Origin of the sequence: Psychrobacter sp. N25K4-3-2 (genome assembly GCF_015351755.1) — a bacterium.
Taxonomy (GTDB): domain Bacteria; phylum Pseudomonadota; class Gammaproteobacteria; order Pseudomonadales; family Moraxellaceae; genus Psychrobacter; species Psychrobacter glaciei.
In genome coordinates, this window is sequence record NZ_JADKLX010000005.1 from 55290 (window position 1) to 78831 (window position 23542).

Genomic DNA, 23542 nt, shown 5'->3' on the forward strand with positions numbered 1-23542 from the left:
TATCGTACCGCTCATTTAAGGTTGAGTGGGCGATTGAATTAACGTCTGATCATGATATTGATGGGTCATCAAATGCGCTTGAATCTGCGAGATGAAGTCCATTACCACAACCACCATAATCAGTAAAGATGTACCACCGAGTTGAAACGGCACACCAAACGATGACTGGACGACCATCGGCATTAAACAAATAACCGTCATATACATCGCGCCAATAAAGGTCAGTCGGTTTAATACATGATCGAGGTAACGCTGAGTTTGTTGTCCAGGGCGAATACCAGGGATATACGCACCACTACGCTTAAGGTTTTCTGCTACTTCACGCGGGCTAAATACCAATGCCGTATAAAAATAACAGAAGAAAATAATCATCGCGCCAAATAGTACTAAATATAGCGGTTGCCCTGGGGACAACACCAATGCCATATTTTGCAATATTTTTTGTACAAAAGTAGGATCAGTTGATTGACCAACCCACTGCCCTAAACTTGCAGGGAACAGTAACAAAGAACTGGCAAAAATAGCTGGGATAACCCCTGCCATGTTCAGCTTCAACGGCAAATGTGATTGCTGTTGAGCGTATATCTTGCGACCTTGCTGCTGTTTTTGTGCATAGTTGACAGGGACACGGCGCTGAGCACGTTCAATATAAACAATACCTGCAGTAACCGCGATGCCTAATAGTACAAAAATGAACAGTACAATCAGGTTCATCTGACCTTGATTGACCTGTTCGATAGACTGCGAAATCATACCTGGCGTACCAGCCACAATGCTCGCAAAAATAAGCATTGAGATACCATTACCAACGCCGCGTTCTGTAATCTGCTCACCAAGCCACATTAAGAACATCGCGCCCGCTACTAATGAAGTAACGGCTGGAATATAAAAAGTCAAACCAGAGGATAAGGTAAGATTTTGGCTGATTAAGCCAGCACACATTCCTAATGACTGTACTAGAGCTAAAGCAAGTGTCCCTTGACGGGTGTACTTGTTTAGCTTGCGTCGTCCCGCTTCACCTTCTTTTTTGAGGGCTTCAAGCGATGGCAGTACTGCAGACATCATCTGTACAATAATCGATGCTGAAATATATGGCATAATGCCAAGCGCCATAATAGACATACGCTCTAGCGCACCACCTGAGAACATATTAAACATGCTCAGAATGGTGTTTTCGTTGCGCGAAAACAGATCAGCCAAGTTAACTGGGTTGATACCCGGAACTGGAATATGTGACCCTAAACGATAAACAATCAATGCGCCGATTAAGAATAATAAACGCGTCCATAATTCATCATACTTGCGTATGAAGGCAAATGGATTAAGCGGTATACCAGCCGATGACATTGATTGTTTTGACACGTTACTACTCCTCGATGCTACCACCAGCAGCTTCGATTGCTTGCTTAGCGCCTTTAGTCACTTTAATACCTTTAAAGGTATAAGCTTTAGTCACTTCGCCTGACAACATTACACGAGCACGCTTCATATCATGACGGATAAGATTAGCAGCTTTAAGTGTTTCAATGCTGACCACATCGCCTTCAATTTTATTCAATTCAGACAGACGGACTTCAGCAGTCGTCATTGCCATTCTACTGGTAAAACCAAATTTTGGTAGACGGCGATATAAAGGCATTTGACCACCTTCAAATCCTGAGCGTATGCTAGAACCTGAACGAGATTTCTGACCTTTTACACCACGACCACCAGTCTTACCAAGACCTGAACCGATACCACGACCACGACGTTGGGCAGTTTTCTTTGCGCCAACACCTGGTGATAATTCATTTAATCTAAGACCCATTACGCTTCCTCCACTTTTACCATGTAGTTGACGCGATTGACCATACCACGGGTTGAAGGAGTATCTTCTACTTCAACAGTATGATTAATACGGCGTAAACCCAATCCTTTCAAGCTCGCTTTGTGGCTCTTTAGGCGATGGGCACCCGATTTAAATTGAGTGACTTTCATTTTTTTCATCGTAACTCACCTAGTCTAAGTTAACCCAAGATTTCGTCTACAGATTTACCACGTTTTGCTGCCATCTTCTCTGGAGTTGACATATCACGTAAACCGTTAAACGTAGCGCGAACCACGTTAGCAGTATTGGTAGAACCATAACATTTAGTCAAAACATCTTTGACACCAGCAACTTCTAACACAGCACGCATTGCGCCACCAGCGATTACGCCAGTACCTTCAGATGCAGGCTGCATGTAGACTTTACTAGCACCATGACGTGCTTTGATCGGATGATACAAAGTTGCATCGTTTAGCTCAACAGTAATCATATTGCGTTTGGCAGCTTCTAGCGCTTTTTGAATAGCAGCTGGCACTTCACGTGCTTTACCACGACCAAAACCAACACGACCATTGCCATCACCAACAACAGTTAATGCGGTGAAAGAGAAAATACGACCACCTTTAACTACTTTTGCGACGCGGTCAACGGTAACTAAGCGTTCTACTAAACCGTCTGTTTGCTCATTTTTATCATTTTTATCATTTCTAGCCATGATTAAAACTCCAATCCGTTTTCGCGAGCTGCTTCAGCTAAAGCTTTAACTCGACCATGATATTTAAAACCACTACGGTCAAAGGCAACTTTAGTAACCCCAGCTGCTTTTGCGCGTTCTGCGATCATTTGGCCTACAGACGTCGCTGCATCAGCGTTGCCAGTCGCGCCTGAGCGCAAGCTGCCGTCTAAGGTAGATGCCTGAGCAATCACTTCACCACCGTTCGGAGAGATAATCTGGGCATAGATGTGCTTTGGCGTGCGATTAACCGTTAAGCGATGTACGCCTAAATGACGGATATGCGCGCGGGTTTTCTTAGCTCGACGCAGACGAGCTGCTTTTTTATCAAACATTTCAACTCACCTTATTTTTTCTTAGCTTCTTTGCGAACCACATGTTCGTCGCTATAACGAATACCTTTGCCTTTATAAGGCTCTGGTGGGCGGAAACCACGGATATTAGCCGCTGCTTGACCAAGCTGCTGCTTATTGTTTGATTTCAAAACAATTTCAGTTTGCGTTGGGGTTTCAGCTGACACACCTTCAGGTAGCGTATATTCTACTGGATGAGAGTAACCAACGTTTAGCGTTACTTTATTACCAGTAGCTTGCGCGCGATAACCAACACCAATTAATTGAAGACGTCTTTCAAAGCCTTCATTCACGCCAGTAACATAATTGTTAAGCAGGGCGCGCATGGTGCCAGTGTGCATCATGGCTTCTTTTGAATCGACTGTAGGTGAGAAAATGATCGCATCATCTTCCTGTTTCAGCTCGACCAATTCATGCAGGCGTAAAGACAAATTGCCGTTCTTGCCTTTCACTTCGACCTGCCGATCGTTCAAAGTAACGCTTACGCCGTTTGGCAGCGTCACTGGGGCTTTAGCCACACGAGACATAGGAATATTCCTTAAAAAATTAACTTCTTTATATTAGCGAAAAAACTAACAGGCTAAAAAGCCTGCTAGTTTAGCATAGTTGTTCCCATTAAGCACCATTCAATTTTATCAACTTCAAATGCTTAGCTTTCTTCAAGCTCATTGCAAATCATTATGGACTTACAAAAGCTAAAAGGGGTTCAAGTAGACTTTGTCGTCTCATCACCAATAGCATAAATGCTAATTAGGCAACGAATGCAACGATTTCACCACCGATACCAGCAGCGCGTGCAGCACGATCGCTCATGATACCTTGGCTAGTCGATACGATAGCAACACCCATACCTTGCTTAACAGTAGGGATAGCGTCTTTACCGCGATGCTGGCGTAAACCAGGACGGCTAAAACGTTGGATAGTTTCGATGACAGCTTTGCCTTCGAAGTATTTCAGTTCAATAGTCAATGTGGCTTTATTGTTGTCTTGTTCAGTAACAACAGCGTTCGCTACATAACCTTCGCTAACCAGTAAATCAGCAATTGATTTACGTAATTTAGAGCTCGGCATTGCTACCGATACTTTGTTAGCCATTTGTGCGTTACGAATACGGGTTAGCATATCCCCAACGGTATCTTGCATACTCATATAGTTACTCCTTACCAGCTTGCTTTACGAACACCAGGCACATCGCCTTGCATGACACGCTCACGCAGCATATTGCGTGATAAGCCAAACTTGCGGAAGTAACCGTGAGGACGACCGGTGATAGCACAACGATTGCGCAGACGTACTGGTGATGAATTGCGTGGAAGAGCTTGTAGCTCTAGCATCGCTTCCATACGAGTTTCGTCACTTGCAGTCATATCACTGATAGTTTCTTTTAGCTTGATACGCTTTTCAGCATATTTAGCAACCATTTTTTCGCGCTTTAATTCGCGGTTAATCATGCTCTTCTTTGCCATAACGTCTTTACCTTATTTAAATGGGAAGCCGAATGCTTTGAGTAACGCACGACCTTCTTCATCATTACCAGCTGACGTGGTGATTGTCACATCCATACCGCGGATACGATCAATTTTGTCAAAGTCTACTTCTGGGAATACGATTTGTTCTTTGATACCCAATGAGTAGTTACCACGTCCGTCAAAGGCTTTAGGTGAAAAACCGCGGAAATCTCGAATACGAGGAATTGCAATGGCAATGAGACGATCTAAAAATTCGTACATTTGCTCACCGCGTAGCGTTACTTTACAGCCAATTGGCCATTCTTCACGAATCTTAAAGCCAGCAACTGATTTACGCGCTTTAGTGACCACAGGTTTTTGACCAGCAATCGCGGTCATATCAGCTACCGCACCTTCAAGCAATTTCTTGTCTTGAGACGCGCCGCCTACACCCATGTTAAGTGTGATTTTAGTGATTTTAGGCACTTGCATCACATTCGCTAAACCAAGGTCTTCTTTGATTTGCTGCTTTAGTTCATCGTTATATAAAGATTTTAATCTTGCCATTACCATTACACCCTTAGTGTCTTACGCAGTCGCCACTACTTCACCGTTCGAACGATAGACGCGTTGTTTGTTGCCGTCTTCGCCGAATTGATAAGTAATACGATCAGCTTTTTGGGTTTGCGCATTTAATATTGCGACATTTGAGATATGCAGAAAAGCTTCTTGCTTAAGAATGCCACCTTCAACGCCAGTTGCCTGATTTGGCTTCTGATGTTTAGTAACAATATTAATGCCTTCAACTTTAATACGATCGTTTTTTACAGCTTGTACAGTACCTTGTTTGCCTTTATCTTTACCAGCAATCACGATAACTGTATCGCCTTTACGTAATTTTGACATGGATTACCTCACAATACTTCTGGTGCTAGGGATACAATTTTCATAAACTGATCACCACGTAGTTCACGAGTTACCGGTCCAAAAATACGAGTTGCAATCGGTGCTTTGTTTTGGTTCAACAATACCGCAGCATTGTCATCAAAACGCAGAACAGAACCATCAGGACGACGAACGCCTTTTTTGGTACGTACAACTACCGCATTCATCACGTCGCCTTTTTTAACACGACCGCGAGGAATGGCTTCTTTAACCGTTACTTTAATAATGTCGCCAACTGATGCATAACGACGATGAGAGCCACCCAGTACTTTAATGCACTGAACTCGCCTTGCACCGCTATTGTCTGCAACTTCCAGCATTGACTCAACCTGAATCATAGCGTTACTCCACACGTATGAGCAATAAAAACCAGTTGCTGCCGCTAGCACAGTATGAGTAGTCGGCATTTTAATATAAATAACCGCTGCTACTCTTAATGTGAGTGATATACGCTCGGCGCAATCAGCATCCTTAAAAAGGCGGCTATTTTAACAGCTTCTGGCTTTTAATGCAATTTACTTAGATTTTTTCTACTTTTTCAACCACATCAACCAAAGTCCAAGACTTGGTTTTTGAGATTGGACGCGTTTCTTTGATGCGGACAAGGTCGCCTTGTTGGCAAACGTTATTCTCATCATGAGCTTTGATTTTTGTAGAACGACGAAGCTGCTTGCCATACAAAGGATGACGTACAAGACGTTCAATCAAAACTGTGATGGACTTGTCCATCTTGTCGCTGACAACTCTTCCTGTCAATACGCTAGCATTAGCTGTTTGATTGTTATCGCTCATGAGTCGCCTCGTTGTTTCTCGTTAATCAAAGTCTGAATCTGAGCAATCGTGCGACGATTGCCTCTGACTTCATGGGTATTACCCAACTGACCAGTTGCTTTAGCCATACGAATACGGAAAGCATCAAGTTGCTTTTCATCAAGTAACTGGGTCAGTTCTTCTAATGATTTATCACGTAATTCACTGATCTTCATTACATTATCGTCCGCTTAACAATGGTAGTTTTAAAGGGCAGTTTTGCTGCAGCAAGCGTGAAAGCTTCACGTGCAAGCTCTTCTGGTACCCCTTCAATTTCATATAGCACTTTACCAGGTTTGATTTCGCATACCCAATATTCAACAGGACCTTTACCTTTACCCATACGTACTTCTAATGGCTTGTTGGTAATAGGCTTGTCTGGGAATACACGAATCCAAATCTTACCGCCACGCTTAATTTTACGAGTGATGGTACGACGTGCTGCTTCGATTTGACGGGCTGTCATACGACCGCGCGTCAATGATTTTAGACCAATTTGTCCGAATGCAACGGTGCTTCCACGATGAGCTAGCCCAGTGTTACGACCTTTATGCATTTTACGAAACTTGGTACGTTTTGGCTGTAACATAGTTTAACCTCTGTCTGAGTTTCGACGGTTTCCGTTTCCGCGACCACGGCGTTTTGGCGCACGAGTCTGCTCTTCTTTGACGGGATTATAAACACTGTTCATACCGTCAAGGATCTCTCCGCGGAAGATCCAAACTTTTACACCGATGGTGCCGTAAGTTGTCTCTGCACGTACTGACGCATAGTCAATATCAGCGCGAAGTGTATGTAATGGCACACGGCCTTCACGATACCACTCACTACGAGCAATCTCAGCACCGCCAAGACGACCAGACAGCTCAACTTTAATACCTTTAGCACCAGAACGCATGCTGTTCTGAACCGCGCGTTTCATCGCACGACGGAACATAACACGACGCTCAAGCTGGCTTCCGATACCGTCTGCTACCAAACGTGCATCAAGATCAGGTGACGTGATTTCTTCAATGTTGACCTGAGCAGGTACGCCCATAATTTTGGTCAATTCTTTTTGAAGTCTTTCGATATCTTCGCCTTTCTTACCGATAACAATACCAGGACGCGCAGTGGCGATGGTAATCTTAGCGGCGCCAGTAGGACGCTCGATCATGATGTTGCTGATCATAGCGTTATCTAGCTTTTTGCGTAGATACTCACGAACTTGAATGTCGTTAATGAGGTATTCTGAGTATTGTTTAGGGTTAGCATACCAATTTGCATTATGCTTTTTTACAACACCAAGACGAATTCCGATTGGATGTACTTTTTGACCCATAACTTATTCTCCTACCTTTATAGTGATGTGACAGGTACGCTTACTGATACGATCAGCGCGACCTTTGGCACGTGGTAGGATACGTTTTAGCGTAATGCCTTCATCAACGTAGATGGTTGATACTTTAAGGGTATCAATGTCTAAACCGTTGTTGTTTTCGGCATTGGCGATGGCTGAGTTAAGACATTTCTTAACAAACACAGCGCCTTTTTTATTACTATACGTTAGGATATCCAAAGCACGCTCGATAGATTTGCCACGAACTTCATCAGCAACGAGTCTAACTTTTTGTGCCGATATGGCGGCACCGCGTAATTTTGCAGTTACTTCCATGGTAAGCACCTTATCTCTTAGCTTTTTTGTCAATGCCGTGACCACGATACGTACGAGTCGGGGCAAATTCACCTAGTTTATGACCAACCATCTGCTCACTTACAATAACCGGTACGTGAGTACGGCCGTTGTGAACAGATAAAGTTAGGCCAACCATTTGTGGCAGAATCATCGAGCGGCGCGACCAAGTCTTAATTGGTTTGCGTGAGTTGGTGTCTAATGCATTTTCAACTTTAGCAAATAAGTGCGCGTCTATGAATGGACCTTTTTTCAATGAACGAGGCATGAAATTCTTCCTTTATTTCTTCTTGGCGCGGCGGCGGATGATCATGTTGTCAGTACGCTTATTGTGACGCGTTTTAAGTCCTTTAGACTTCTGACCCCAAGGGCTAGTTGGATGGCGACCTTTATTACGACCTTCACCACCACCGTGTGGGTGATCAACCGGGTTCATAGCGACACCACGAACAGAAGGACGAACACCACGCCAACGTGAAGCACCAGCTTTACCAAGTGATTTCAAGTTGTTTTCAGTGTTAGAAACTTCACCAATAACAGCACGGCAATTCACGTGTACACGGCGTGTTTCGCCAGAGCGCATACGTAGAATAGCATAAATACCGTCACGACCTAGCAACTGAACACTAGCACCCGCAGAACGAGCCATCTGTGCACCTTTACCGATTTTAAGTTCGATATTATGGATCACAGTACCTAGTGGTATGTTTTTTAGCGGTAAACAGTTACCTGGACGAATTGGTGATAATTCACCTGACATTACAGTATCGCCAACTACTTGTTTCTTAGCAGCGATAATATAACGACGTTCGCCGTCAGCGTACTTAAGTAAAGCAATATGCGCAGTACGGTTAGGATCGTATTCAATACGCTCTACTGTAGCTGGGATATTGTCTTTAGTACGTTTAAAATCAATAATACGATAATGTTGCTTATGACCACCGCCGATGTGACGAGTAGTGATACGGCCATTATTGTTACGACCACCGGTCTTGCTTTTTGATTCTAGAAGCGCTGCAAACGGACGACCTTTATAAAGGTGTGGATGCACTACTTTTTCAACAAAACGACGGCCTGGTGATGTTGGCTTTGCTCTTACGATAGGCATGAGTGTAATCCTTATTCGTTATTCGCTGTTTCACTAGTAGAAGCAGTCGTATTCGCGACCTCTTCACCAGCATCAGCCATTTGTACATCTTGACCAGCTTTTAAGGTAACATAGGCTTTTTTATAGTCATTACGACGGCCGATACTTTTACCAAAACGCTTTGTCTTACCTTTAACGTTCAATGTGTTTACTTTTAAAACTTCAACACCTTCAAACATCATCTCAACTGCTTTTTTAACTTCTAACTTAGTAGCGTTAGAGTCAATTTTAAATACCTGCACACCAAGTGAGTCGCCAAGCATTTGAGATTTCTCTGAGAATACAGGTCCTCTTAGGATCTGATAAAGTCTTGCGTTATTCATGCTAGTGCTTCCTCAAATTGTTTCGCAGCTTCGACTGTCATGATCACTTTATCAAAAGCGATCAAGCTCACTGGATCCACTTCACTTGTATCAAGTACATTGACATGTGGGATGTTTCGAGCAGCTAAGTATAAGTTTTCGTCAACTTCTTTGGTGACGATTAATGCACGTGATGCATTTAACTCACCTAACTTTGCGATAAGCTCTTTAGTCTTAGGTCCAGAAACGCTCAACTCTTCAACCAAGATCAAACGCTCTTGGCGAATCAATTCGGCTAGGATACACTGCATAGCACCGCGATACATTTTACGGTTGACTTTCTGTGACCAATCTTGTGGTTTGGCCGCAAATGTGCGTCCGCCCCCACGCCAGATAGGACTACGAATAGAGCCTGCACGAGCACGACCAGTACCTTTTTGGCGCCATGGCTTAATGCCACCGCCAGAAACTTCGGCACGGGTCTTTTGAGCGCGTGTACCTTGGCGAGCACCAGCAAGATATGCGGTGACGACTTGATGCACTAGTGCTTCGTTGAATTCACGACCGAAAGCCGTATCAGAAAGCTCAACTGCCGCCCCTGTAACTGTTTTTAAATCCACGTTAATCCCCTTGCTTAGGCTTTGACTGACGGACGTACGATGACATCGCCACCGGTGGCACCTGGGATAGCACCCTTGATGACAAGTAACCCATTTTCAACATCAACCGATATCACTTCTAGGCCTTGAACGGTAACGCGTTTGTTACCCATCTGACCTGGCATTTTTTTGCCTTTGAAGACTTTACCTGGTGACTGGTTTTGACCAGTTGAACCAATGGCACGGTGAGATACTGAGTTACCATGAGTGGCATCTTGCATGCTGAAGTTGTGACGCTTCACGCCGCCTTGAAAGCCTTTACCTTTACTGTTTCCTGTGACATCAACCATCTGACCTTGTTCAAACAAGTCAGCTAGGATCTCACCACCAATCTCACGACCTTCAAGATCGCTGTCATTGGCACGAAATTCCCAAACACCACGACCAGCGGCAACGCCGGCTTTAGCGAAGTGACCTTTTTGAGCTGCTGTTACGCGGCTGTCACGACGGGTGCCTGTGGTGATTTGGATGGCTTGATAGCCATCTACATCAGTATTTTTTACTTGAGTAATGCGGTTAGCACTGATCTCAACCACTGTTACAGGGATAGATGCGCCTGCTTCAGTGAAGACACGGGTCATGCCGCATTTTTTACCGACTAAACCGATCGCCATTTTAGACCTCTTTATATCTTATATTAATGGGTTGGGTGTTTATGTGCATTAACCCAAAGCAATTTGAACGTCAACACCCGCCGCTAAGTCAAGCTTCATTAGCGCATCCACAGTTTTATCGGTAGGTTGAACAATGTCAACCATACGCTTATGAGTACGGATTTCGTACTGATCACGAGCGTCTTTGTTTACGTGTGGTGAAGTTAGAACGTTGAAGCGCTCAATGCGAGTCGGCAACGGTACAGGACCACAAACTTGCGCACCGGTGCGCTTTGCAGTATCAACAATCTCTTGTGCAGATTGATCAATCAGACGATGATCAAAAGACTTAAGACGGATACGGATTCTCTGGTTAGCCATGCCAGCAAGCTCCTAATATGTGCTTTCGTCATTCTTGCTTTGCAAAGATATGACCAAAAGCCGTTTGGTTAAATATTTACTTAAAGCTGCCTTCTGTTCTTAACCAGAATGAGTTCTTTATCCGAACTTGTAGCGTGCCAAAAGCAAAATAGTTTAAAGCCCCGCCGACCCTTCCATAATAGGATGTCAGCAAAGGCATAATGAAATAGTGCTAGAAACGATGCTCTAGCTGTCATAGCGCCAGCTGTTTGATTGGCTGCGCATATATAATTCAGTGGTATATATTATACATAGTATTTCAGTCATTGCAAGAGCAATATCTATGGCATTTCAAGATATTAGGCTTTATAAACAATGTCACTTGTAGTCGATAATTCGCGTTAAATATCTTAGTGATGGGCAAACCATTAGTCTAGAACAATATCATACTGCTCTTGGGTATAGAGATTTTCGACATCAAAAGTAATCACCCTACCCAGCAGATACTCTAAATCTGCTACCGTATCCGACTCTGAGGTGAGTAATAAATCAATGACTGCGGCATGGGCAACCACCGTAAACTTCTTAGGAGAATTATAGGTACGAGCACAGCGCATGATTTCACGGAATATCTCAAAGCAAACGGTTTCAGCGGTTTTGACAAAGCCGCGGCCTTGACAAGTTGAACACGGCTCACACAACTGCTGCCCTAGCGATTCACGAGTACGTTTACGAGTCATCTCTACCAAACCAAGTTCACTGACTTGGGTAATCTTCGTCTTGGCATAGTCTTGTGCCAGTTGCGACTGTAAACTCTCCAGCACGTCATCTTTATGCTGCTGCTCCAACATATCAATGAAGTCTAGGATAATAATACCGCCAAGATTGCGCAAACGCAGCTGTCGAGCGATGGCATGAGTGGCTTCTAAGTTGGTTTTGTAAACCGTATCTTCTAATGAACGTCCACCAACAAAAGAACCTGTGTTGACATCAATCGTGGTCATCGCTTCGGTCTGGTCAATAATTAAGTAGCCACCTGACTTTAAGTCAACGCGACGTTTTAAAGCATCACGTAAATCGTCTTCAACCCGATGAACGTCAAATAAAGATTGCTCCGCGGTATAATGCACAATTCGATCATAGACGAAAGGCACGAACTCTTTAGCGAAATGCCTGACTTGCTCGTAGATTTGTGCATTATCAATGACGACTTTTGCGGTATCGGTATGTACTAGGTCACGAATCGAGCGTAGTGGCAGAGCCAACTCTTGGTAAATAAGCTCTGAGCTTTGATGATGATTGATTTCCTGACGACGCGCGCAGATAGTCCGCCAAAGCTGTAACAAATAATAAATGTCTTCTTCTAGTTTATCAACAGGCACACGCTCGGCAGCTGTACGAGCAATCAGCCCACCTTTTAGGTTGACGGTTTGCATCAAACTATTTAGCTCAGTCTTGAGACGGTTACGCTCTTCTTCGCCATCGATACGCTGTGATATGCCGATATGATCACTCGATGGCAAATATACCAGATAGCGCGACGGCAGAGAGACGTTGGTGGTAAGGCGAGCGCCTTTACTGCCCAATTGGTCTTTTGTCACTTGGACAAGAATACGTTGGCTTTCATGCAAGCGGTGCTGGATAAGGGTTTTAGAAACAGGAACGACATCGGTACTTTGCGCACTGACCACTGGCGGGCTGACGTCTAAACTATCAACACCGTTTTCCACCACAGTGTTGTCTGTATTCGTATTTGCCTCCTTCTTACTCTCCTCAGGTGCTTTATTTTTTCTTTCTACTATTGGGCGAGGCTCGCGCTGCATATCATTGACATGTAAAAACGCTGTCCGTGACTGACCGATATCAACAAAGGCCGCTTGCATACCCGGAAGGACACGCACAACAGTACCCAGATAGATATTACCAACCAAACCCAGTTTGTGATGTCGCTCAATATAGATCTCGCCCAAAATGCCGTTGTCTAGCACGGCGACACGCGACTCCATTGGACTAATATTAATCAGCAGCTCTTCGGACATAATGTTTTCTCTTATCTTTCAGCTTTCTTGTTAGACAGTCATCGTCTATTAGATTTACAGTGTAACAAATGCAACTTGCTCTTGCCCATTACCCTAGCGTGTCGTTATGTGCAGACAATGAACGGCGGGCTTTTAGCGCATTGACCAGGGCTGCTCTACCATTGTGGCTTTTTAACGAGTGCCAGTATTTAGAATATCTTTAAGCAATGCCAGCGTTTGCGAAAGCGGCAAGCCGACGACATTGGTATAGCTACCATTGATACGGCTAACCCAGGCAGCACCCAAACCTTGAATACCGTAGCCACCTGCTTTATCAGCAGGTTCGCCACTCTCCCAATAACAGCTCATCATCTCCGTCGTCAGAGGTATAAAGGTGACTGCCGTACGTTCGGTGAGTTGTTGTTGCTTGACGACTTGGAATACTGGCTCATGGTTTTCTGTATGAGTGTGCGTAGAAACTAAGGATACATGGGTAGCTTGTACTGCCGTCCATACTTCATGGGTATTATCTGACATTTGCTGCCACATACGATAAGCGTGCTCGCGATCGGCTGGTTTTACCAGTACCGTCTGACCATCTGGTAGCACACCAATGGTATCAGAGGTCAAAATAATAAGCTGCTCAGCGAGATTGTCTTTGTTTTTTTCAACGGTGTCATTTAGCTGTTGTACTGCGGCAGCCGCTTTGGCAGCGACCATACGCTCAATATAGTTTTTTGGTAGCTCATTATCTTGTGGTGTTTCATCGATATCGACGCTCATGACCGTAAAATCCAACTGCGCTCTAGCGAGCAACTCCCGACGACGCGGTGAACCAGAGGCTAAAATAATATCCATCGCTATTCTCTTATTTTATGATCATATTAATTATCAAAGGCACAGAGACTTTCAGGATTGGCAGCTTTCATGTTGAGCATAAATTCTACTGCCAATCACATTAACACTACTAATAACAGAAAGGCTCTCAAAAGAAATTATTGAGGTAGTAACTGAATTGATTAACGCGCAAATTTTCGTAACACTAAGAGCACTAGAGGCCAGCTGACTATACTCATCAATAAGGAAAAGGCAGACTGCGCGACAAAAATGTTTTGGATAAACATCTGTAGCATCCACAAACTCAGTTGAAACAGCAGCAAGCCTAATGAAGCGATAAGCCAAGCATTGACAGTATTTAACTTTCTGACATAAATGCTACTGATCTTGATAACAAGTGCCACCATCACAGCAGCAAAAGCTTGCTGACCTAAATGGGTGTCCATCAAAAGGTCTGCCGCTAAACCAATGGTAAACGCGGTAAAGATACCAACGTAACGTGGCTGAAACAGCAGCCAAAAAATCAGCACCATGATCATAATCATGGGACGCAAGGTAGCCATACTAGGACTTAATGGATAGACATTGAGCGATGAGGCAACGACAAAGCTGGTAACAATCGCAATGAGCAAGATCCCGATTGGGTGCCTAGAGTCAGAATACGTCATGAATACCTACCTTAGCGAGTGTTTGGTGGCGGCCATTTGAACGTCTATTTAGCTGAAAAAACATCACTAAAAAGGTATGGGTGAAGACACTATAGAGCGAGCCCGGCAAAGTGGTTAGCGATGTATAAATTGAATATCAGCCGCCATTACTATCGAAACCCACATTACTTTTATCTATCAGCTTGTCTTGAAGCACTAATACATAGGCATTATCGATAAAATTTGCCGCTGGCGTGACTTCAATACTTCTGAAGTTATCTGCTTGCGTGTCTTTGACATGAGCGATCCGACCGACTCGATAGCCTGCTGGAATGCGGCCACCTAAACCTGAAGAAACCAGCTCGTCACCCACGCGCACGTCTGAGGTTTTGAAGACATAATTGAGGCTTAAAGAAGTGGGTATTCCTTGACCCGTCACAATCGCCCGCTGACCCGTACGTTTAACCGTTACTGCTACCGACTGCTGCTCATCAGTAATGAGCAGTAAGCGACTGGTATTGGGATAAACATTGATAATCTGACCCAATATGCCATCTTCGTCGATGACCGTTTGACCGACTTGCACGCCATCTTGCGCGCCTTTATTAAGCACGACGATTTGGCGAAGTAAATTGGTGTCTGTACCGATAACCTGTGCCAAATTTAGCTCAAACTGTTCAGGTTTGGTAGTCGACAAGATGCCTTGCAAGCGCGCATTTTGTGCCAAAATATAATCTTGCTGCTGGAGCTTGGCCTGCGCGTGAATCAACTGCGATTTTAATTGCATGTTTTCGCGGCGTAGCGCTTCTTTTGATTGTAAGCTGCCACTTGCCCAATGCTTAGCATAGCTTGGCAATAGTGACAATTCATAGATAGGCTGCATAGCGGCATGGCTGGTATTGCGTACAGGACTGAACCATTCCGGATTTTTGCTATCGAACCACATCATTATCAACGCTACTATCAATACAATAGCAGCCTTACGAAGTGCTAATGGCTGGCGTGCAAAAATACTTGGCGTCATAAGTCATCTAATTAAGGTTTTCTAATGTGAGCAATACCTAGCGCTAGTTATAACAATGTTTAATGATCTCATCGTTATCAGCATTTAGTGGCGATGCTTGTAGCTGGCAATTAGTAATATGATTAAAGGCAGCGCAACTGGCTACCTTTATCGTTATTTACTTTTATCGTTAAATCGAATGTTTGACAATCGTGTTAACCGTCACTGAAGCATGCTTGTAAAAAATCACGGTTAACAGCAACTGATGTTCATTTAAATAAAAAGCTACTTAAACAAATGGTCACTTAAACAAAAATCATATTTAAGCTTTTATTATTGATAAAGTCGAGGGCGATACCGCCACCACGACTGACGCAAGTCAATGGATCGTCAGCGACTGTCACTGGCAAACCCGTCTCTCTTGAAATCAGCTTGTCTAAATCACGCAACAATGCACCGCCACCGGTCAAGACAATACCACGCTCGGCAATATCTGATGACAGCTCAGGTGGAGTTTGCTCAAGTGCTGCTTTTACCGCACTGACAATACCGCTTAGTGGGTCGCTTAACGCTTTTTGCACTTCTTCTGAATTGACCGTAAAGGTCTTTGGCACGCCTTCTGCCATGCTACGACCACGAACTTCGACTTCTAATTGACTGTCTTCATTCAGGGCCGAGCCTACTTCTTTTTTGATACGCTCAGCAGTGGTTTCACCAATCACACAACCGTGGGTACGGCGTACATGGGTGATGATGGCTTCATCAAATATGTCGCCACCGATACGAATCGACTCGGCATACACGCAACCTGATAGAGCAATAACCGCAATCTCAGTTGTACCACCACCGATATCGACCACCATTGAGCCACTCGCTTCATGCACTGGCATGCCAGCACCAATAGCAGCGGCCATCGGCTCTTCTAGCAATAGCACTTTGCTTGCGCCCGCTGATGATACGGCTTCACGGATGGCTTTGCGTTCAACGAGAGTTGATTTGCATGGCACACAAACGACCACGTTGGGCTGTGCCATAAAACGCTTCGCCTTTACCTTGCCGATAAAGTGCTTAAGCATTTTTTGGGTCACTTCAAAGTCAGCAATCACGCCGTCTTTTAGGGGACGAATCGCCGTGATATTGGCAGGCGTACGACCAAGCATCTGCTTGGCATCGATGCCAACCGCAGCAACGGTAGGGTTATGGGTACGATTGCTTCGTAGCGCGACCACCGTAGGCTCATCGAGCACCACGCCTTTATTAGGAATAAAAATTAAAGTGTTCGCAGTACCAAGGTCGATAGCGATATTATTTGATAAAAATCCAAACAGGTTCATGACTAATATATCCAGCGTCTTACGAATGAGGCGAATGAGAGTGACTGAGAGGGTTACTCGTCAGTGTTGAGCAGGTCGTCGTTAGACATCAACTGTGGCGAAATTGGTGCATCGCAACAAGTCAAACCTAAGCAATAATGATGAAATGACAAAACTGAGCTAAATTATACCGATTTAGCTCAAAAAAAACACAGGTATTTGCATCAGTAAGGCAGGATTTTGATCTTAAACGCTAAAAGTTGTTACAAAGTTTGAAATGGCAGTGAATACCATTCGATCTAATGAAACATCATTTAATTCAATAACTAACAAGGCTCTACAGGCAAATGATAGTTTTGCCTAGCATCACAGGTGCATACTGTAACGTATTTCAGAACGTAATGGGTAAGCAATTGAGAATCATGCGGTCAATTTTGCAAATCTTTGTGAATCATGGTGGCTTGGTTGAGATTGTGCAGCAATCAAGCGTCAGGCTCTGTAAACTTGGGTCAGATGCTTTATAATAAGCCTATGCTATCTCACTTTTATTTTAGTAGCCAATTATAGTGGTTGCTTTTAACAGCGATTTAATTTTAATAACTGGTTTTAACAGCGGCTTTTTAAGTATTTGTTTTAAGCGCTATTTTTAAACCTACTTACTCTAACGAAAACTGTCCTTCACTGGAGAAACTATGTCACAGCAACCAGCAACGTCTGACAGCAATGTCAGCCGTGAAGAAATCCTAGAAGTTGCCAGCCTTGCGCGCTTGGGTGTCGATGAAACGACCGCCAACAGCTATGCCAACGAAATCAGCAAAGTATTAAAACTGATGCATACGCTTGGTAATGTGGACACGACTGATGTTAAACCACTATCGAATATCCATGAGGCTTGCCAAGACTTGCGTGCCGACGTCGCCAAACACGATATCAACCGCGCGCGCAACCAATCGGTTGCGCCAGCAGTTGAAGACGGTTTGTATCTGGTACCACAAGTGATTGAATAATTGGTCGGCTCTATTTCTGCCTTTATCTCATTTTATTTTATGCTATTAACATTTTGACGGACGACACCCTATGTCTGAACTTCATTTATTAAGTACTCAGCAGTTGATTACTGGCTTACAAGACAAACAATTTAGTAGCCTTGAGCTGACAGAACACTATATCAAGCGTATCGATGCGCTAGACAGCAAGATTAATAGCTTTATCACTCATACCTCTGAGACAGCACGCGCACAAGCGCAAGCAGCGGACGAGATGCGGGCGCAAGGCGATCAACGCCCATTACTTGGTGTACCGATGGCGCACAAAGATATTTTTTGTACCCAAGGCGTACTGACGACTTGTGGCTCAAAGATGCTACATAACTTTGTGTCACCTTATAATGCTACTATCGTGTCAAACATCGACAAAGCAGGCATGATTAGCTTAGGTAAGCTCAACATGGATGAGTTTGCGATGGGCTCAGACAATAGCAGCTCATACTACGGTACGGTGCAAAACCCTTGGAATCTAGAGCGCGTCCCTGGTGGTTCATCAGGTGGCAGTGCTGCCGCGGTTGCCGCAGGTTTTGTGCCAGTCGCAACCGGTAGTGACACCGGCGGCTCTATTCGTCAGCCTGCGTCATTTTGTGGTCTAACTGGTATCAAGCCCACTTATGGTCGCGTCTCTCGCTTCGGTATGATTGCCTATGCCTCAAGTCTGGATCAAGCTGGTAGTATGGGTCGTAGTGCCAAAGATTGCGCTTATCTATTGCAACCAATGATCGGGCACGATCCACGCGATGCAACGTCTATCAAGTATGACATGCCTGACTACGTACAAGACCTCAACGATGCAGAAGCAGCCGCTGGTGATAAACCCTTTGCTGGTCTACGTATCGGTGTCGCTAAAGAATACTTCACTAAAGGGCTTGATGCTGAAGTAGAAACAGCCGTACGTGCTGCTTTGACAAAATACGAAGAGTTGGGCGCAACCATCGTAGAAGTGAACATTACTGATCCTGAAATCACGCTGGCGACTTACTACATGCTGGCTCCTGCCGAAGCATCATCTAACCTGTCACGCTTCGATGGCGTGCGCTTTGGCTATCGCTGTGAAAACCCAACCGATCTTATCGATCTATATACGCGCTCACGTTCTGAAGGTTTTGGTCCTGAAGTACAGCGCCGTATCTTGACGGGCACTTACGCATTATCTGCTGGTTATTTCGATGCTTATTATACTAAAGCACAAAAAATACGCCGCTTAATCGTTAAAGATTTCGAAGGCGCTTTTGCCAACTGTGATGTCATCGCCAGCCCAACGGCACCAACGGCTGCTTACAAGCTTGCTGAAGACCTCGATCCTGCTACCATGTATTTGGGCGATGTTTATACCATCGGTGTTAACTTAGCCGGTCTGCCTGCGCTCAGCCAACCAGTCGGTTTGACCTCAGACGGTCTACCAATTGGCTTACAATTAATCGGTAAGCATTGGCAAGAGAGTCAACTGCTCACGACTGCGCATCTATTCCAGCAGCATACAGATCATCATCTACAGCACTCTGCCATCGCAAAGGAGACGGTATAATGAACACAGCAACTACTGATAACAATGCCGTTCGCGAGCACGCTGTTCGTAAAGAGCTGTTCGTTGATGGTTACGAAGTCGTCATCGGTATCGAGATTCACTGCCAGCTAAATACGGAAAGTAAGATTTTCTCAAGTGCGCCCACTGACTTCGGTCACGAGCCAAACACACAAGCCAGTATTGTAGATTTGGGTCTGCCTGGTGTCTTGCCAGTGCTAAATGCTGGCGTAGTCGATCGTGCGCTAAAATTCGGCATTGGCGTCAATGCTGAGCTGGGTCTATTTAATACCTTTGACCGTAAAAACTACTTTTATCCTGATTTGCCTAAAGGCTATCAAATTACTCAGATGGCCAACCCGATCGTTGGCGAAGGGTATATCGATGTCGTGGTTAATGAAGGCGAAAAGAACGAATATCCGAAACGTATGGGTATCACCCGCGCGCATTTAGAAGAAGACGCTGGTAAATCTGTCCATGATGCTGTCGATGGTATGACTGGTGTCGATCTCAACCGTGCTGGTACACCATTAATCGAAATCGTCTCTGAGCCTGATATGCGCTCTGCTCACGAAGCACTGGCCTATATTAAAGCCATTCATCAGCTGGTCACGTGGTTGGGTATCTCAGATGCGGTCATGGCAGAAGGCTCGTTCCGCTGCGACTGTAACGTTTCTGTGCGTAAGCCGGGTGCAGAATTGGGCACGCGTACTGAGCTAAAGAACTTAAACTCGTTCCGCTTTATCGAACGCGCCATCAATCGTGAAATCGAGCGTCAAATCGACATCGTTGAAGACGGCGGTAAAGTCGTGCAAGCGACGATGCTATATGACCCAGAGCGCGACGAAACTCGTACGATGCGTACCAAAGAAGACGCCAACGACTATCGCTACTTCCCTGATCCTGACCTACTGCCTGTCCGCATCGAGCAGCATACGGTTGATGCGATCAAAGCGGCGATGCCTGAGCTACCAGTGGCTCGTCGTGCTCGCTTTGAAGAAGCACTTGGTCTGTCAGAGTATGACGCTCGTATCTTAACTGGTAGCCGTCAAATTGCCGATTACTTCGAAGCAGTCGTCGCTGAAGTAGGACAATCAGATGCCAAAATGGCAGGCAACTGGGTCATGGGCGATCTACTCGGCGCACTGAACAAAGATGACAAAGATATCATCGACTCCCCTATCAGCGCCAAGCAATTGGCTGGCATGCTAGCGCGTATCAAAGACGATACCCTATCTGGCAAGTTGGCTAAGAAAGTCTTTAGTGCCCTGTATGAACGCGCGGGCGGTGATGCTGATGATGCCGCTGACAAAATCATCGAAGAAAAAGGTCTCAAGCAAGAAACCGATACGGGCGCTATCAAAGCCATCGTTGAAGAAGTCATTGCTAAAAACGAAGCGATGGTGGATGAGTATCGTGGCGGTAAAGAAAAAGCCTTTAACGGTCTGGTCGGTCAAGTCATGAAAGCCAGTCGCGGTAGTGCCAACCCGCAGCAAGTCAACCAAATTCTAAAAGAGCTACTGGGTTAAGGTTAATTGCTGATTGGTTATGCTGACTGTGATACGTAAATTAAGGTTATAGATTTTGGCTAAAATAAATAGCCCTTGCAATATGCCTAATTTTGCGTAAAATAGTCAGTCATTCGGGGCGTAGCGCAGTCTGGTAGCGCACTACACTGGGGGTGTAGTGGTCGCAGGTTCAAATCCTGCCGTTCCGACCAAACATAGTAGTAAAGAGAAAAGCCAATCATTGTTTTCAATGGTTGGCTTTTTTTTGTGCTAAATTTGATTGGTAATTGTATGATGTCTTGAATGAATAAATAATAGCCTTGCAAGGTACAATCAGTTGCTGAAAATCAGCTGTAATATGGCTTTAAATTGGTATTTACTTGTAATTATTTTTATTTAAGGATATGAATTGTGTTCAACCTAAATATTGGACAATTTAGCTATTATAAACTTCAAGAAGCTTCTGATTTTTTGAATGTTAAGCATGCCACTCAAAATACTACTCCTATTAAGCTACTTAAAAAAGCAATTGAATATAAAGTACGTTTATTTATATATGGAAAAAACTTTAGTATTGATGGAGACTATGTATTTGAATCATTTTTATCAAAAGAAAATCAAAAATACTCAGATATGAGTGAAGCTGAAAAGCTAGAACGGAGAGAATACAATAAGAAAATAAATGGCGTAATTGATGATATGTTGTCAGAATTACTAAATGATAGAGGTGCTTTTCTTCAAATAAAGAATGAAGCGATTGAAACACTACCTTTAATACATAAAATAGATACTCAAAATATTGGAGAAGGAGATTTATTTGAAGGGTTATTGCCGATAGATAATTTAAAGGCAGAATCGAATAATCTAGAGTTTATAAAGCCTTACTTATTGAATAAGTTCAACAATAGCGTGGGTTTTACGCTGGCACATTATCCGAAAATTGAAATTTATTATGATTTGGAAGAAGAACTAGATGCAGCTTTGAATAATGCTATTGAAAAATGTTCCTTGAAAATAATTGACTACTTTTGCGTACACAAAGAGGAGAACAAATTATTAATTATAGAGCCTTATTTCGAAATAACTTTGGACGATTTGATAATACTTGATGATGATTTAGTTAAGCTTGAACAACTTATACTAGGTAATGATATAACAGAAAATATTCAAACTAACTTCAGTCCCATTACTCTAGGTAGAAAAGGATTAAGTCAAGGCAAAGCACTGGCTCAGCATATTGCTAGACATATCGCTGAAAAAGAATGGCAAGCAGATAAAGGTCAAGAAGTAAGAATGAGTGATATGACTAACATCGTATGGGCTAAATTACATAAGTTAGGATTTAGCAATGAACTACCAGATCAAGCAAGAAGCCTTAAACCTTGGATTAGAGATATAGCTCCTGATTATGCTAGTGAAGCAGGCAGACCGCAATCATAGCTTAAATGTACTTCAACCTAGCTTAACCTATATAAACGTAGGTTAAGGGAATTTTCTTAATCGACTCTATTTCATAGAATAAATCCATGAAACGTCACACATCGTAGTGTAACGACATAACATGGAGCTAGATAATGACTCAGCAAGACTATACCCCGCCTAATCTAGAGAAAAAACCACCGCATAACGCGCCCAGCAACTTATCAAAATGGCTACTGCCAATATTAAAAATGGTACTCAGTATTCTATTACCTTACTTGCTATCACCACCTGATATCAGTATTCATATCCATCACATTAACATCATGTTTTAAAGTAAAAAAACTGAGCACTACCCTAGCCGATACTCGTGTCCTATAGACTTTTATAGAGCGAGCCGTTAGGGTAAATGCTACACCTTTACACTGGTTCACCTTATGTCAGAGCCTATCGCTCAGCCCACCTCTACCCGCCTGATAGCTGATGCCTCTTGGGAGCGTTACCGCCGACCTTATGTGCGTGATTTGGCGTATGCGCTTGCTTGTCCTAACGTCTTAACACAGTGGATAGACTTTGCACCGCATGAAAATACACATGCTATTTCAGTTCATAGCGTTAGCTTTTGGCAAGCACAGTTTGAGGCGTACGAGCAACGATTAACAGAGCTAGACACCACTGCCACCTATCAAGATCTGACGCGTTATTTACTCAAGCGCCCAAGTCCCAATCGATTAGGATTTCACTTTGAAGGGTTACTGTCATTTTGGTTAGAGGATGGGTTTGCGCGCAAGCTGCATCCGTACGAGACGCTCGCTAATAACGTACAGTTATTTAACGGCAAGCAAACGACTGGCGAAATAGATCTAATTTTGTATAACCATCGAGACAAGCTGGTTGAGCATTGGGAGCTGGCCATCAAGTTTTTTATGGGGTCAGCACCGTTTGAACCTGTTAATTGGGTTGGGATTAATGCCAATGACAATTTGCAGCGCAAGATGACACATATGCAGACCAAGCAGTTTCGGGCGGTGTGGGTAGATACAGAAAATCATGGGCAAGTTAAAATTGATAAACGTTATGGCATTATAAAAGGACGATTCTTTTTACCAATGGATACCAGTAACTTTAGCTACCCTGCTTGGCTAGCACCGAGCTTTCCCATGCACGAATGGTGCGATAAGTACGACACGAGCACTCTCGCGATGCTTGATATCAGAGCCTTGCGCGCTGCTCATTATATTGAATGGTTTAGCAAACGCGACTTTTATGATGAACGTCCGTCGGCACTTATCCATTCTGAAAACGGTATCTTAAAAACAGGATTATACTTTGAGGGTGATAGACCCATCGTCATTTACCCGAAACAGCATGATGAGAAAAGCAACTGATTAAGCATT

33 protein-coding genes and 1 tRNA gene are annotated in these 23542 nt (G+C 44.0%); 7 read left to right on the plus strand and 27 right to left on the minus strand.

Annotated features, from left to right (window positions below):
* Positions 1–15: 15 nt before the first annotated feature.
* From secY to IOD06_RS11850, 27 genes are all read right to left on the minus strand, one after another.
* Positions 16–1347 (minus strand): preprotein translocase subunit SecY, encoded by a 1332-nt coding sequence (secY, locus tag IOD06_RS11720; protein WP_173240232.1) that lies wholly within the window; start codon positions 1345–1347, stop codon positions 16–18.
* Between the two features lie 19 nt (positions 1348–1366).
* Positions 1367–1807, minus strand: coding sequence for a 50S ribosomal protein L15 (rplO, locus tag IOD06_RS11725; RefSeq protein ID WP_010196716.1), 441 nt, complete (start codon positions 1805–1807; stop codon positions 1367–1369).
* Positions 1807–1986, minus strand: coding sequence for a 50S ribosomal protein L30 (gene rpmD / locus IOD06_RS11730; protein WP_010196714.1), 180 nt, complete (start codon positions 1984–1986; stop codon positions 1807–1809). The genes rplO and rpmD overlap by 1 nt, the downstream gene beginning before the upstream one ends.
* Positions 1987–2006: 20 nt before the next feature.
* Entirely contained in the window at positions 2007–2522 is a 516-nt protein-coding gene (gene rpsE, locus IOD06_RS11735) for a 30S ribosomal protein S5 (protein WP_010196711.1), read from the minus strand.
* Positions 2523–2524: 2 nt separating this feature from the next.
* Positions 2525–2875, minus strand: a complete 351-nt coding sequence (gene rplR / locus IOD06_RS11740) for a 50S ribosomal protein L18 (RefSeq protein ID WP_010196708.1) — start codon at positions 2873–2875, stop codon at positions 2525–2527.
* An 11-nt stretch (positions 2876–2886) separates the two neighbouring features.
* Positions 2887–3420 (minus strand): 50S ribosomal protein L6, encoded by a 534-nt coding sequence (gene rplF, locus IOD06_RS11745; protein ID WP_010196707.1) that lies wholly within the window; start codon positions 3418–3420, stop codon positions 2887–2889.
* Positions 3421–3643: 223 nt separating this feature from the next.
* Positions 3644–4042: a 30S ribosomal protein S8 gene (gene rpsH / locus IOD06_RS11750; protein WP_010196706.1), complete on the minus strand. Its 399-nt coding sequence runs from the start codon at positions 4040–4042 to the stop codon at positions 3644–3646.
* A gap of 11 nt (positions 4043–4053) precedes the next feature.
* On the minus strand, positions 4054–4359 hold the full coding sequence (gene rpsN / locus IOD06_RS11755) for a 30S ribosomal protein S14 (RefSeq protein ID WP_010196705.1): 306 nt from the start codon (positions 4357–4359) through the stop codon (positions 4054–4056).
* A gap of 12 nt (positions 4360–4371) precedes the next feature.
* Positions 4372–4908 (minus strand): 50S ribosomal protein L5, encoded by a 537-nt coding sequence (rplE, locus tag IOD06_RS11760; protein ID WP_010196704.1) that lies wholly within the window; start codon positions 4906–4908, stop codon positions 4372–4374.
* Between the two features lie 21 nt (positions 4909–4929).
* Complete coding sequence (gene rplX, locus IOD06_RS11765; RefSeq protein WP_010196703.1) at positions 4930–5247, minus strand: 50S ribosomal protein L24; 318 nt, start codon at positions 5245–5247, stop codon at positions 4930–4932.
* An 8-nt stretch (positions 5248–5255) separates the two neighbouring features.
* The gene (rplN, locus tag IOD06_RS11770) at positions 5256–5624 is read right to left on the minus strand and encodes a 50S ribosomal protein L14 (protein WP_010196702.1); all 369 of its coding nucleotides are present in this window, start codon (positions 5622–5624) and stop codon (positions 5256–5258) included.
* Between the two features lie 181 nt (positions 5625–5805).
* Positions 5806–6078 carry a 30S ribosomal protein S17 gene (gene rpsQ, locus IOD06_RS11775; RefSeq protein ID WP_010196699.1) on the minus strand — a complete coding sequence of 91 codons (273 nt, stop codon included), beginning with the start codon at positions 6076–6078 and terminating at the stop codon, positions 5806–5808.
* Complete coding sequence (rpmC, locus tag IOD06_RS11780; RefSeq protein WP_010196696.1) at positions 6075–6272, minus strand: 50S ribosomal protein L29; 198 nt, start codon at positions 6270–6272, stop codon at positions 6075–6077. Before rpmC ends, rpsQ begins: the two co-directional genes overlap by 4 nt.
* Positions 6272–6685 (minus strand): 50S ribosomal protein L16, encoded by a 414-nt coding sequence (rplP, locus tag IOD06_RS11785; protein WP_010196693.1) that lies wholly within the window; start codon positions 6683–6685, stop codon positions 6272–6274. Before rplP ends, rpmC begins: the two co-directional genes overlap by 1 nt.
* A 3-nt stretch (positions 6686–6688) precedes the next feature.
* Entirely contained in the window at positions 6689–7417 is a 729-nt protein-coding gene (gene rpsC / locus IOD06_RS11790) for a 30S ribosomal protein S3 (protein WP_010196691.1), read from the minus strand.
* A gap of 3 nt (positions 7418–7420) precedes the next feature.
* Positions 7421–7750 (minus strand): 50S ribosomal protein L22, encoded by a 330-nt coding sequence (rplV, locus tag IOD06_RS11795; RefSeq protein ID WP_010196689.1) that lies wholly within the window; start codon positions 7748–7750, stop codon positions 7421–7423.
* Between the two features lie 10 nt (positions 7751–7760).
* Positions 7761–8036, minus strand: a complete 276-nt coding sequence (gene rpsS / locus IOD06_RS11800; protein ID WP_010196682.1) for a 30S ribosomal protein S19 — start codon at positions 8034–8036, stop codon at positions 7761–7763.
* A gap of 12 nt (positions 8037–8048) precedes the next feature.
* Positions 8049–8876 (minus strand): 50S ribosomal protein L2, encoded by an 828-nt coding sequence (gene rplB, locus IOD06_RS11805; RefSeq protein WP_010196679.1) that lies wholly within the window; start codon positions 8874–8876, stop codon positions 8049–8051.
* 11 nt (positions 8877–8887) lie between these two features.
* Positions 8888–9238 (minus strand): 50S ribosomal protein L23, encoded by a 351-nt coding sequence (rplW, locus tag IOD06_RS11810; protein ID WP_010196677.1) that lies wholly within the window; start codon positions 9236–9238, stop codon positions 8888–8890.
* The gene (gene rplD / locus IOD06_RS11815) at positions 9235–9837 is read right to left on the minus strand and encodes a 50S ribosomal protein L4 (protein WP_010196673.1); all 603 of its coding nucleotides are present in this window, start codon (positions 9835–9837) and stop codon (positions 9235–9237) included. Before rplD ends, rplW begins: the two co-directional genes overlap by 4 nt.
* Before the next feature lie 14 nt (positions 9838–9851).
* The gene (gene rplC, locus IOD06_RS11820) at positions 9852–10490 is read right to left on the minus strand and encodes a 50S ribosomal protein L3 (protein ID WP_010196672.1); all 639 of its coding nucleotides are present in this window, start codon (positions 10488–10490) and stop codon (positions 9852–9854) included.
* A gap of 48 nt (positions 10491–10538) precedes the next feature.
* Positions 10539–10850 carry a 30S ribosomal protein S10 gene (gene rpsJ / locus IOD06_RS11825; protein WP_010196670.1) on the minus strand — a complete coding sequence of 104 codons (312 nt, stop codon included), beginning with the start codon at positions 10848–10850 and terminating at the stop codon, positions 10539–10541.
* 407 nt (positions 10851–11257) lie between these two features.
* The gene (locus tag IOD06_RS11830; RefSeq protein WP_194621025.1) at positions 11258–12868 is read right to left on the minus strand and encodes an Rne/Rng family ribonuclease; all 1611 of its coding nucleotides are present in this window, start codon (positions 12866–12868) and stop codon (positions 11258–11260) included.
* Positions 12869–13039: 171 nt separating this feature from the next.
* Positions 13040–13705: a nucleoside triphosphate pyrophosphatase gene (locus IOD06_RS11835; protein ID WP_194621026.1), complete on the minus strand. Its 666-nt coding sequence runs from the start codon at positions 13703–13705 to the stop codon at positions 13040–13042.
* Positions 13706–13866: 161 nt separating this feature from the next.
* Entirely contained in the window at positions 13867–14352 is a 486-nt protein-coding gene (gene mreD, locus IOD06_RS11840; RefSeq protein ID WP_194621027.1) for a rod shape-determining protein MreD, read from the minus strand.
* Between the two features lie 136 nt (positions 14353–14488).
* A complete protein-coding gene (gene mreC, locus IOD06_RS11845) occupies positions 14489–15355 on the minus strand; it encodes a rod shape-determining protein MreC (RefSeq protein WP_010196660.1) in 867 nt (288 codons plus the stop codon).
* 284 nt (positions 15356–15639) lie between these two features.
* Positions 15640–16668, minus strand: coding sequence for a rod shape-determining protein (locus IOD06_RS11850; RefSeq protein ID WP_010196659.1), 1029 nt, complete (start codon positions 16666–16668; stop codon positions 15640–15642).
* A 671-nt stretch (positions 16669–17339) separates the two neighbouring features.
* Between IOD06_RS11850 and gatC the strand changes: the two genes are divergently transcribed.
* From gatC to IOD06_RS11885, 7 genes are all read left to right on the plus strand, one after another.
* Positions 17340–17654: an Asp-tRNA(Asn)/Glu-tRNA(Gln) amidotransferase subunit GatC gene (gene gatC, locus IOD06_RS11855; protein WP_194621028.1), complete on the plus strand. Its 315-nt coding sequence runs from the start codon at positions 17340–17342 to the stop codon at positions 17652–17654.
* 70 nt (positions 17655–17724) lie between these two features.
* The gene (gene gatA, locus IOD06_RS11860; protein ID WP_194621029.1) at positions 17725–19221 is read left to right on the plus strand and encodes an Asp-tRNA(Asn)/Glu-tRNA(Gln) amidotransferase subunit GatA; all 1497 of its coding nucleotides are present in this window, start codon (positions 17725–17727) and stop codon (positions 19219–19221) included.
* Complete coding sequence (gene gatB, locus IOD06_RS11865) at positions 19221–20747, plus strand: Asp-tRNA(Asn)/Glu-tRNA(Gln) amidotransferase subunit GatB (protein WP_189586262.1); 1527 nt, start codon at positions 19221–19223, stop codon at positions 20745–20747. Before gatA ends, gatB begins: the two co-directional genes overlap by 1 nt.
* Positions 20748–20861: 114 nt before the next feature.
* Positions 20862–20938 (plus strand) — tRNA-Pro (locus tag IOD06_RS11870).
* A gap of 199 nt (positions 20939–21137) precedes the next feature.
* Positions 21138–22166 (plus strand): hypothetical protein, encoded by a 1029-nt coding sequence (locus tag IOD06_RS11875; RefSeq protein WP_194621030.1) that lies wholly within the window; start codon positions 21138–21140, stop codon positions 22164–22166.
* 134 nt (positions 22167–22300) lie between these two features.
* On the plus strand, positions 22301–22480 hold the full coding sequence (locus IOD06_RS11880; RefSeq protein ID WP_194621031.1) for a hypothetical protein: 180 nt from the start codon (positions 22301–22303) through the stop codon (positions 22478–22480).
* A gap of 102 nt (positions 22481–22582) precedes the next feature.
* Entirely contained in the window at positions 22583–23533 is a 951-nt protein-coding gene (locus IOD06_RS11885; RefSeq protein WP_194621032.1) for a DUF1853 family protein, read from the plus strand.
* Positions 23534–23542 lie beyond the last annotated feature (9 nt).

Coding starts and splice junctions, on each gene's coding strand:
- rplC (WP_010196672.1), bottom strand. CDS start 10,490: ATGGCGATCGGTTTAGTCGGTAAAAAATGCGGCATGACCCGTGTCTTC.
- rplB (WP_010196679.1), bottom strand. CDS start 8,876: ATGCCTATCGTAAGAGCAAAGCCAACATCACCAGGCCGTCGTTTTGTT.
- IOD06_RS11850 (WP_010196659.1), bottom strand. CDS start 16,668: ATGAACCTGTTTGGATTTTTATCAAATAATATCGCTATCGACCTTGGT.
- rplO (WP_010196716.1), bottom strand. CDS start 1,807: ATGGGTCTTAGATTAAATGAATTATCACCAGGTGTTGGCGCAAAGAAA.
- gatA (WP_194621029.1), top strand. CDS start 17,725: ATGTCTGAACTTCATTTATTAAGTACTCAGCAGTTGATTACTGGCTTA.
- rplF (WP_010196707.1), bottom strand. CDS start 3,420: ATGTCTCGTGTGGCTAAAGCCCCAGTGACGCTGCCAAACGGCGTAAGC.
- secY (WP_173240232.1), bottom strand. CDS start 1,347: ATGTCATCGGCTGGTATACCGCTTAATCCATTTGCCTTCATACGCAAG.
- gatC (WP_194621028.1), top strand. CDS start 17,340: ATGTCACAGCAACCAGCAACGTCTGACAGCAATGTCAGCCGTGAAGAA.
- rpsC (WP_010196691.1), bottom strand. CDS start 7,417: ATGGGTCAAAAAGTACATCCAATCGGAATTCGTCTTGGTGTTGTAAAA.
- rplX (WP_010196703.1), bottom strand. CDS start 5,247: ATGTCAAAATTACGTAAAGGCGATACAGTTATCGTGATTGCTGGTAAA.
- IOD06_RS11880 (WP_194621031.1), top strand. CDS start 22,301: ATGACTCAGCAAGACTATACCCCGCCTAATCTAGAGAAAAAACCACCG.
- rpsJ (WP_010196670.1), bottom strand. CDS start 10,850: ATGGCTAACCAGAGAATCCGTATCCGTCTTAAGTCTTTTGATCATCGT.
- IOD06_RS11830 (WP_194621025.1), bottom strand. CDS start 12,868: ATGTCCGAAGAGCTGCTGATTAATATTAGTCCAATGGAGTCGCGTGTC.
- rplV (WP_010196689.1), bottom strand. CDS start 7,750: ATGGAAGTAACTGCAAAATTACGCGGTGCCGCCATATCGGCACAAAAA.
- IOD06_RS11835 (WP_194621026.1), bottom strand. CDS start 13,705: ATGGATATTATTTTAGCCTCTGGTTCACCGCGTCGTCGGGAGTTGCTC.
- rplE (WP_010196704.1), bottom strand. CDS start 4,908: ATGGCAAGATTAAAATCTTTATATAACGATGAACTAAAGCAGCAAATC.
- rpsE (WP_010196711.1), bottom strand. CDS start 2,522: ATGGCTAGAAATGATAAAAATGATAAAAATGAGCAAACAGACGGTTTA.
- mreD (WP_194621027.1), bottom strand. CDS start 14,352: ATGACGTATTCTGACTCTAGGCACCCAATCGGGATCTTGCTCATTGCG.
- IOD06_RS11885 (WP_194621032.1), top strand. CDS start 22,583: ATGTCAGAGCCTATCGCTCAGCCCACCTCTACCCGCCTGATAGCTGAT.
- rplN (WP_010196702.1), bottom strand. CDS start 5,624: ATGATTCAGGTTGAGTCAATGCTGGAAGTTGCAGACAATAGCGGTGCA.
- rplR (WP_010196708.1), bottom strand. CDS start 2,875: ATGTTTGATAAAAAAGCAGCTCGTCTGCGTCGAGCTAAGAAAACCCGC.
- rpsN (WP_010196705.1), bottom strand. CDS start 4,359: ATGGCAAAGAAGAGCATGATTAACCGCGAATTAAAGCGCGAAAAAATG.
- rplW (WP_010196677.1), bottom strand. CDS start 9,238: ATGAATAACGCAAGACTTTATCAGATCCTAAGAGGACCTGTATTCTCA.
- rpmD (WP_010196714.1), bottom strand. CDS start 1,986: ATGAAAAAAATGAAAGTCACTCAATTTAAATCGGGTGCCCATCGCCTA.
- rplP (WP_010196693.1), bottom strand. CDS start 6,685: ATGTTACAGCCAAAACGTACCAAGTTTCGTAAAATGCATAAAGGTCGT.
- rpsQ (WP_010196699.1), bottom strand. CDS start 6,078: ATGAGCGATAACAATCAAACAGCTAATGCTAGCGTATTGACAGGAAGA.
- mreC (WP_010196660.1), bottom strand. CDS start 15,355: ATGACGCCAAGTATTTTTGCACGCCAGCCATTAGCACTTCGTAAGGCT.
- rpmC (WP_010196696.1), bottom strand. CDS start 6,272: ATGAAGATCAGTGAATTACGTGATAAATCATTAGAAGAACTGACCCAG.
- rpsS (WP_010196682.1), bottom strand. CDS start 8,036: ATGCCTCGTTCATTGAAAAAAGGTCCATTCATAGACGCGCACTTATTT.
- rpsH (WP_010196706.1), bottom strand. CDS start 4,042: ATGAGTATGCAAGATACCGTTGGGGATATGCTAACCCGTATTCGTAAC.
- gatB (WP_189586262.1), top strand. CDS start 19,221: ATGAACACAGCAACTACTGATAACAATGCCGTTCGCGAGCACGCTGTT.